Genomic DNA, 7308 nt, shown 5'->3' on the forward strand with positions numbered 1-7308 from the left:
CGAGCTCCTCCGGCCCCCGTCACCGCCTCCACCGACGGCAGCGGGGACGCCGCGCCGCGCGTGGTGAGCAGGCGCGCCTCCACGTCCGGCGCCGGGTGGCCCAGCGACAGGCGCACGAGGAAGCGATCCAGCTGCGAGTCCGGCAGGGGATAGGTGCCGGAGAAGTCCACCGGGTTCTGGGTGGCCACCACGGTGAAGGGCGAGGGCAAGGGGTGCGTCTGCCCGTCCAGCGACACCTGCCCCTGGGCCATGCCCTCCAGGAGGGCGGACTGGGTGCGCGGCGGGGCGCGGTTGAGCTCGTCCGCCAGCACCAGCTGCCGGAACAGCGGCCCGGGGCGGAAGGAGAAGGTGGACGTCTGCGCGTGGAACACCTGCGCGCCCAGGATGTCCGCCGGCAGCAGGTCCGCGGTGAACTGGATGCGGGCGAACGACAGGGCGCACGCGCGGGCCAGGGCCTCCGCCAGCGTCGTCTTGCCCACGCCGGGCATGTCCTCCAGCAGCAGGTGCCCGCCGGCCACCACGCAGGTGACGACGCGCCGGACCTCCTCGGGCTTGCCCTGCACGGCGCGGCCAAGCTGGGCGGCGAGCCGCTCCATCACCGCGCGTGCGGTGGCAGGGGAGGGAACTGGACCGAGGACGCGAGCGGGCTGGGTCATCCTGGGCGCGGACTGTAGCCCAGGCGACCGCAAGCCGGCACCCCTCCAGGTCGTCCGTGTTCCACGCCGGATGGCCGCCTGCCCTGGGGGCGCGGACCACTGCTTTCCGGGGATGCACGCGGCCCGGAGGGCCCTACCCGTGACTCAGGCGGACAGGATGTCCTCGGGCGTGTAGTACGCCCGGTGCGTCGCCGGCGAGGACAGCACTCCGAAGTAGCGGAACATCCGCTCGTGGTGCGTGGCCAGCCCGCGCAGCTGCACGGCGCTGTCCTTCAGGCCGTGGGTCAGGATGCCCACCGCGCTGTCCTTGAACTCCCGCAGGTGCGCGAAATCCAGGACGACCTCGCTCTGGCTCAGCGCCTGGAGCGAGTTGCTCAGCTCCTGGGCCGTGCGGCCGTCCAGCGTTCCTTCCAGGCGCAGGGTGATCCGGCCCGCCGCCTCTTCCTGATGAATCTGAAGCCCCGTCATGTTGCGCGCTCCCGCTGAGGTGTGCACGTGTGTGCCGCCTGCGATGGTGAATTGGCGACTGAGGCACGTTCCGGGCCACGGAGGGCCCGGGGGGGCCCCACGCGTGGTGGGGGTGCACAGCCGGATCCAACACTGCACCCTCCCGGAAGATTCAGTCAGTGGCGGGCTTGCAACTTCGGCAGGAGTGTTGGCGACCGGGCGAAGCGCATGTCACGCAGCGGTCAACCCTTGCGGTCGGTTGTCGTCTGTCCGGCACGCAGGCTGATGGCGCGCTCCTGCTGGGCCTTCAGCTTGCGGAACTCCTTCACGACCTTGGCGGGGTAGCCGGCCATGAACTTCACCCGGTTCGCCTTCTTGGCCAGGATGCGCTTGGCCAGCCCGGGGCCCGCGTTGTAGGCGACGAGCGCGCTCTCCACGGAGCCGAAGCGGCTGATCAGGTCCGCCAGGTAGGCCGTGCCCAGGTTCACGTTCGTCTCGAAGTCGAAGAGGTTGGTGTGGCGGCCCAGCTTGTAGCCGGACTTCTCCGCCAGGTACCTGCCCGTGTCCGGCATCACCTGCATGAGGCCCATGGCGCCCACCCCGGACACCGCGTAGTTGTTGAAGGAGGACTCGCAGCGGATCAGCGCCACCACCAGCAGCGGATCCAGGTTGTTGCGCTCCGCCTCCCGGACGATGGCGACCGCCAGCCGGCGCTGCTGGCGCTCGGGGAGCCCGGAGGCGCGCACGGCCTCGGCCACGCCCAGCTGCTCCGCGCGGAGGTAGTCCGCCTCGTCCTCGTATTGATGCAGACGGGCCAGCGCCGCCTTCAGCTGTGCTTCCTTCTCCGCCAGCTGCGCCCGCAGGGCCACGACGTCCGGCGCCTCACCCTGCGCACCCACCGGCACCTGCACCGGGAAAGCCACCGCGTTCGTCCCCACCAGCACCACCGCCGCCGCCATCGCCACCGCCACCGTCCAACCCCGCATCTCGCCCTCCCCTGGCGCCCCGACTCCCCGCGCCCGCTGACTCGCCCACACCCAGCGGCTAAGCAGGCAACGTGCCAGCGTACGTGGCGTGCGCGCGCTGCCTCACGGATCCTTAAGAGGGGGGCCTGAAACAGGTCCGGCGGGGCTCACGGCGGCCGGAAAAAATGCCCGGCCTGGGAAGTATGTTTCCCAACCTGACCCTGCAGAAAGCTCCACCTGTTGCCGCGCTGCCTCCGCGTTCCTAGCTTGCGCCCGGTCTGATTCATGGACCTTCGTGTGGCGGGAGGCGTGGCGTGTACTGGACCATGGGCATCATCTTGCTGGTGTTGTGGGTGATGGGGTTGATCACCGGTTCGACGGAGGGGCAGTGGGTGCACCTCCTCCTGGTGTTCTCGCTCATCGCGTTCGTGCTGGGCGTCGCGTCGCTGGGCCGCCGGCGGGGGCTGGCGTGAACCCGCAGCGGCTGGACATGGCGTGGCTGGAGCTGCCGCGGGACAAGGCGGGCTTCGTGCGGCGCGAATGTCCCCGCTGCCAGCGCTCCTTCAAGACGCGGCCCAGCCGCCACGACGCGGGGATGCTGCAGCGGCTGCTCGCGGGCTACTTCCCCTTCGAGAACCTCCACGAGGCGTACACGGCGGAGGAGCTGCCCGCGTGGCACTGCCTGTACTGCGGCCACCGCGCGCTGCCGGACGCGTGGCTCACGCCGGAGCAGTCCGCGCACGTGGAGCAGATGGCGCGCGCGTGGGCGAACCACGTGCGGTACGAGCAGCTGGCGTACGTGCAGCGCACGCTGTCGCAGAACCCGCGGCCCACCTTCGTGTCGGTGGCGCCGGAGCCGCTGCCCCGGCCGCTGCCTCCGGACGAGGAGCTGCTGCGCACGCTCCCCATGGTCTGCTGCGGGGAAGAGGTGCAGGCGTCGTGGGAGTGGGATCAGCCCATGGTCTGTCCGCGCTGCGGCGCGCACCACGGCGGGCTCTCCGGCCGCCAGCAGGTGCACCTGGAGTTCGTGCGCGAGTAGGCAGGCCCGGCCGGAGCATGCCGGAGTGGACGCGCGGGCGCGCGGAGGGCAGGCTCGCTCGCGCGATGAAGCCGTTCCCTGCAGCCCGGGTGGTGTTGCTGGCCCTGGTCCTGCTGGGGCCGGCCGCCGTGCACGCCCATGAGGTGGAGGTCGCGCCCGCGGCGGTGGACGGCTTCGCCGGCTGGGTGGGCGAGGGCATCCGCCACATCCTGGCGGGCGCGGATCATCTCCTGTTCCTCTTCGCCGTATTGCTGGTGGGCGGCTCGTTGCGGCGGATCCTCCTGCTGGTGACGTCCTTCACGCTGGCGCACTCGCTCACGCTGGCCGTCACCGCGCTGGGGCTCCTGACGCTGAGCGCGCGGGGCACGCGGTGGGCCGAGGCCGCGATCGCCGCCTCCATCCTCTACATGGCGCTGGAGAACCTGCTCTTGCGCCGGCATGGACACCGCGCGGGGCTCACCTTCCTGTTCGGCCTGGTGCACGGGCTGGGCTTCGCGAGCGTGCTCGGCGGCTACGGCCTGGGGGCCTCCGGGGTGTCGGCGCTCGTGGGCTTCAACCTGGGCGTGGAGGTGGGGCAGGCGGTGGTGGTGGCCTTCCTGGTCCCCGTGCTGCGCATCGTCCAGCGCAGGCCCCGGTTGCACTCGAAGGTTGTGCGCCTGTCATCCATCTGCCTCGCGGGGGTGGGGCTTTATTGGATGGTTGCCCGTGCGGTCGGTTGAATTGCCCCAGCAGCGTTCCTAGCTTGCGTCTGACGAGGGTGGGGGAGGGACGCTGATGGGTGCGAGGCATACCCGGTTGGCCGCTGCACTGGCCGCCGCGTGGGAGGCGGAAGTGGTGTCAGCTCGTCGCATGACGGGGCTGGCGGAGCGCATGAACGATGCGCGGGTCCGGGCGCGCCTGATGGTCCTGGCCGCGTTCTGCCGCGCCCATGCGTCCCGGCTGCTGGCCCGTCTGGCGGCGCTGGGACGCGGGCCGCTGCCGGTGCCTCCAGAGGAGATCGATCTGGACCCCGACACGGTGCTGGAGCTGCGCCGCGAGGGGCCTTCGCCCGCGCGTCGGCCGCGCGCTACGAGACCACCGCGGAGATGGCGCGCCAGCACGCGGACCTGTCGTCCGCGTGGGTGTGCGAGCTCAACCGCACCGAGGAGCAGGACCGCGCCCGGGAGCTGCTCGCCCTGGCGGAAGGCGCCCTGGCGGCGGTGCGGCGGGGCGAGTCCCAGGCCGTCGCGGCCCCCGCGGACTCCTGAGGGAGGGTGACCGGGCCGGGCGCTCTTCGGGCGCGCTCGGCCGGTGACAGTCCTGGCGACTTGGGCGTATGACTCCGCCCATGGCGAAGGAGAGCTACAACGATCTCATCTTCCAGCTCGGCGACCTGGCCCGGGACGTCCTCCCGGGCAAGCCGAACTGCCCCCGCTCCATGGAACGCGTCTACCGCGCCGAAGAGGTGCTGGAGGCGCGCCGGGATGAGCTGGCGGCGCTGGAAGCGGAGATGAACGACGAGGACGTGGCCTATCAGGACTTGCTGGCGCAGCACGAGGACGAGTGCGCCGCCCAGAAGGAGATCACCGGCCGGTTCAAGAAGGCCGTGACGGCGGTGGAGGGCAAGGTGAAGGGGCTGCGCAAGACGCTGGACACGCGCCGCGCCGACCTGCGCTACGCCATCGCGGGGCTCAAGAAGCTGGAGGCGAAGCTCGCGGACCTGGAGATGACCACCCAGGATCCGCTGAAGCTGGACGCCGCCCGGCAGAACCTGAAGAAGAACCGCATCGCCCAGATGCGCCTGGCCCGCGAGGTCGAGGACTGGGAGGCCCAGCTGGCCACCGCCCTCACGCCCACCCCCGGTCAGCCCGGCGGGGCGGGCATCCTGGCGCACAAGCGCCTGATCGAGCTGGAGGACGCCGCCGCGGAGCAGAAGCGGGAGCACGACGCCCGGATGGCGGAGCTCGACCAGGCCATCGCCGCCAAGGAGGAGGAGATCAAGGGCGCGGAAGATTATCTGGATCAAGCCCTGTTCCTCCTCGGCGAAGAGGTGTATGCCCAGCGCATCGCGGATAAGCAGCTCGACTCCTACTACCCGCGGTTGGATGTCGCGCAGTGAGGGGGACGCCCACCCTTGGTGCTTGACGTAGGGGACGTGTTTGCTATCTTGCGCCGCTTCCTGGCGGCCGCGGGGACGCGTGTAGGCCAGTTCATTGATTTCATTGGGCTTTCAGCGCCACGGGCGCTCGCTGTGAGGACGACGTGAAGGGTCTGATTGGCAAGAAGATCGGCATGACCCAGGTGTTCAACGACGAGGGCAACCTCGTTCCGGTGACGGTCATCGACGTCAACACCTGTCTGGTGGTCGGCAAGCGCACCCCGGAGAAGGATCAGTACTCCGCGGTGACCGTGGGCTTCGGCGCGATTCGCGAGAAGATCCTGAACAAGCCGCAGCTCGGCTTCTTCAAGAAGGCCAGCGCCACGCCGCGCCGCCACCTGCGTGAGTTCCGCGTCACGGCCGAGGAGGCCGCGGGCTTCAACGTGGGCGACGCCATCAAGGCGGACATGTTCGCCAAGGGCGAGCTGGTGGACGTCACCGGCATCACCAAGGGTCGCGGCTTCTCCGGCGTCATGCGCCGCTGGAGCTTCAAGGGTTCGCAGACCAAGACCCACGGTACGCACGAGTATCAGCGTCACCCGGGCGCCATCGGTCAGCGTAAGACGCCGGGCCGTACGTACCCGAACAAGAAGATGCCGGGTCACTACGGCGTCGATCGCGTCACCACGCAGAACCTGACCGTGGTGGACGTGGACGTGGAGAAGGGCCTCGTGCTCGTGAAGGGCGCGGTCGCCGGCCACAACGACGGCATCGTCATCGTGCGTCCCTCCATCAAGGTGGCCATGCGCGCGCAGCACAAGGCCGCGCGGTAGTTCGCAGCCGCTGACGCCGGGGCGCTTCACCGCGCCCCGTCCGACGCCCCGCTTCCGGCACCTTCGGGTCCCGGGCGGGGCGTTCGTCGTTTCCGGCATGCGCTGCATGCGCGTGCGTGCGCGCGTGCTCCTTCGCGGTGTGGATGGGGCCGGAGGGCTCGCATCCCCGTGGAAACGTTGAGTGCTGGTCGCCCTGGGGCCAAAGGGCGAAAACTTTACCGACTGCCGCTGGGATCCGCTTGCGGTGAAGGGGCGCCGTGCTCACATGGCTGTCCCACGCCGGAGCCTCGCCGTCCAAGCAGACGGGCTGCCCTCCGGATCACCCAACGGCCCACCCCCGGGCCGGGCAGGAGATATGAAAGCACGCACGCTTCGCGTCTTCGCCGCGCTGAGCCTCTCGCTGACGGCGCTCGGCGCCGCCGCACAGGAAGACGGCGTCCTGGACACGGCGGTCGTCCGCAACCGGCTCTACACGCCCGCGGGCCATCCGGAGCTGTCCCTGTCCGTGGGCCTGCCAGTGCAGACGCACCTGACGGCGCACTACTTCTTCGACGTCGGGCTGGCCTACAACCTCTTCGACACGTTCGCGCTGGAAGCCCGCGCGGGCTACGCCGCCAGCCGCCACACGGGCCTGGCGCGCTCCATCTCCGAGTCCTTCCTGGACCGCGAGGACAAGCGCGTCACGGACGAGCTGGAGGACATGTGGCGGATGGGGCTGCACGGCGTCGTCGGCGCGCGGTGGGCTCCCATCTACGGGAAGATCTCCCTCGTCGCGGACATCCCGGTGCACTTCCAGACGTACCTCTGGGCGGGTGGCGGCCTCACCAACTTGAAGCGCCAGTCGGTCATCCAGTGCACCCAGGTGGTGGACCGGGCCGCGGGCGTCTGTGACAACCGCACGGACGTGACGGACCGGGGCAGCGCCACGGAGAACTACTGGGTGAAGGAGTCGCGCGTGGCGCCGGTGGTGTCCGCCGCGCTGGGCTTCCGCTTCTTCATCAAGGAGCAGCACGGCGTGCGGCTGGAGCTGCGCGACTGGATCTTCAAGGACAGCTACCGCGTGAACCTGCTGCGCGACGACTGGGAGGCCGGCAAGGCCACCGGCGAGCCCGCGGGCAGCCCGGGCCTCACGCACCTGGTGCAGTTCGACCTCGGCTACACCTTCTCCTTCTGACCCCTTCCTATGCGACCCTTCCGTTCCATCGCGCTCCTCGTCGCCGCGGTGCCTGCGCTCGCGTTCGCGCAAGGCGCCGCCCTGGCGCAGCCGCCGGCCGCTCCGGGTCCGGATGCG

10 protein-coding genes are annotated in these 7308 nt (G+C 70.4%); 7 read left to right on the plus strand and 3 right to left on the minus strand.

Annotation, left to right across the window (positions count from 1 at the left end):
• The 3 genes from ACLEQD_RS32835 to ACLEQD_RS32845 all read right to left on the minus strand — a co-directional run.
• A partial coding sequence (locus ACLEQD_RS32835) for an AAA family ATPase (RefSeq protein ID WP_410389441.1) occupies positions 1 to 656 on the minus strand: 656 nt, incomplete at its 3' end.
• 144 nt (positions 657 to 800) lie between these two features.
• The gene (locus ACLEQD_RS32840) at positions 801 to 1124 is read right to left on the minus strand and encodes an STAS domain-containing protein (RefSeq protein ID WP_410389458.1); all 324 of its coding nucleotides are present in this window, start codon (positions 1122 to 1124) and stop codon (positions 801 to 803) included.
• 221 nt (positions 1125 to 1345) lie between these two features.
• Positions 1346 to 2089, minus strand: a complete 744-nt coding sequence (locus ACLEQD_RS32845) for a lytic transglycosylase domain-containing protein (RefSeq protein ID WP_410389443.1) — start codon at positions 2087 to 2089, stop codon at positions 1346 to 1348.
• A gap of 293 nt (positions 2090 to 2382) precedes the next feature.
• Here ACLEQD_RS32845 and ACLEQD_RS32850 point away from each other — a divergent pair, with 293 nt between their 5' ends.
• The 7 genes from ACLEQD_RS32850 to ACLEQD_RS32880 all read left to right on the plus strand — a co-directional run bounded on the left by ACLEQD_RS32850 (position 2383) and on the right by ACLEQD_RS32880 (position 7191).
• Positions 2383 to 2541 (plus strand): lmo0937 family membrane protein, encoded by a 159-nt coding sequence (locus ACLEQD_RS32850; RefSeq protein ID WP_410389445.1) that lies wholly within the window; start codon positions 2383 to 2385, stop codon positions 2539 to 2541.
• Positions 2538 to 3107, plus strand: coding sequence for a hypothetical protein (locus tag ACLEQD_RS32855; RefSeq protein WP_410389447.1), 570 nt, complete (start codon positions 2538 to 2540; stop codon positions 3105 to 3107). Before ACLEQD_RS32850 ends, ACLEQD_RS32855 begins: the two co-directional genes overlap by 4 nt.
• Before the next feature lie 65 nt (positions 3108 to 3172).
• Positions 3173 to 3826: a HupE/UreJ family protein gene (locus ACLEQD_RS32860; protein WP_410389449.1), complete on the plus strand. Its 654-nt coding sequence runs from the start codon at positions 3173 to 3175 to the stop codon at positions 3824 to 3826.
• Between the two features lie 366 nt (positions 3827 to 4192).
• Positions 4193 to 4354, plus strand: a complete 162-nt coding sequence (locus ACLEQD_RS32865) for a hypothetical protein (protein ID WP_410389451.1) — start codon at positions 4193 to 4195, stop codon at positions 4352 to 4354.
• Positions 4355 to 4434: 80 nt separating this feature from the next.
• Positions 4435 to 5205: a hypothetical protein gene (locus ACLEQD_RS32870; protein ID WP_410389453.1), complete on the plus strand. Its 771-nt coding sequence runs from the start codon at positions 4435 to 4437 to the stop codon at positions 5203 to 5205.
• 143 nt (positions 5206 to 5348) lie between these two features.
• The gene (gene rplC / locus ACLEQD_RS32875) at positions 5349 to 6017 is read left to right on the plus strand and encodes a 50S ribosomal protein L3 (protein WP_410389454.1); all 669 of its coding nucleotides are present in this window, start codon (positions 5349 to 5351) and stop codon (positions 6015 to 6017) included.
• A gap of 355 nt (positions 6018 to 6372) precedes the next feature.
• Positions 6373 to 7191 carry an outer membrane beta-barrel domain-containing protein gene (locus ACLEQD_RS32880; RefSeq protein WP_410389456.1) on the plus strand — a complete coding sequence of 273 codons (819 nt, stop codon included), beginning with the start codon at positions 6373 to 6375 and terminating at the stop codon, positions 7189 to 7191.
• The last annotated feature ends 117 nt before the right edge of the window (positions 7192 to 7308 follow it).

The sequence above is a fragment of the Corallococcus sp. 4LFB genome, assembly GCF_046520365.1.
In the GTDB taxonomy this organism is placed as follows: Bacteria; Myxococcota; Myxococcia; order Myxococcales; family Myxococcaceae; genus Corallococcus; species Corallococcus caeni.

Coding starts and splice junctions, on each gene's coding strand:
- ACLEQD_RS32840 (WP_410389458.1), bottom strand. CDS start 1,124: ATGACGGGGCTTCAGATTCATCAGGAAGAGGCGGCGGGCCGGATCACC.
- ACLEQD_RS32845 (WP_410389443.1), bottom strand. CDS start 2,089: ATGCGGGGTTGGACGGTGGCGGTGGCGATGGCGGCGGCGGTGGTGCTG.
- ACLEQD_RS32860 (WP_410389449.1), top strand. CDS start 3,173: ATGAAGCCGTTCCCTGCAGCCCGGGTGGTGTTGCTGGCCCTGGTCCTG.
- ACLEQD_RS32865 (WP_410389451.1), top strand. CDS start 4,193: ATGGCGCGCCAGCACGCGGACCTGTCGTCCGCGTGGGTGTGCGAGCTC.
- ACLEQD_RS32870 (WP_410389453.1), top strand. CDS start 4,435: ATGGCGAAGGAGAGCTACAACGATCTCATCTTCCAGCTCGGCGACCTG.
- ACLEQD_RS32880 (WP_410389456.1), top strand. CDS start 6,373: ATGAAAGCACGCACGCTTCGCGTCTTCGCCGCGCTGAGCCTCTCGCTG.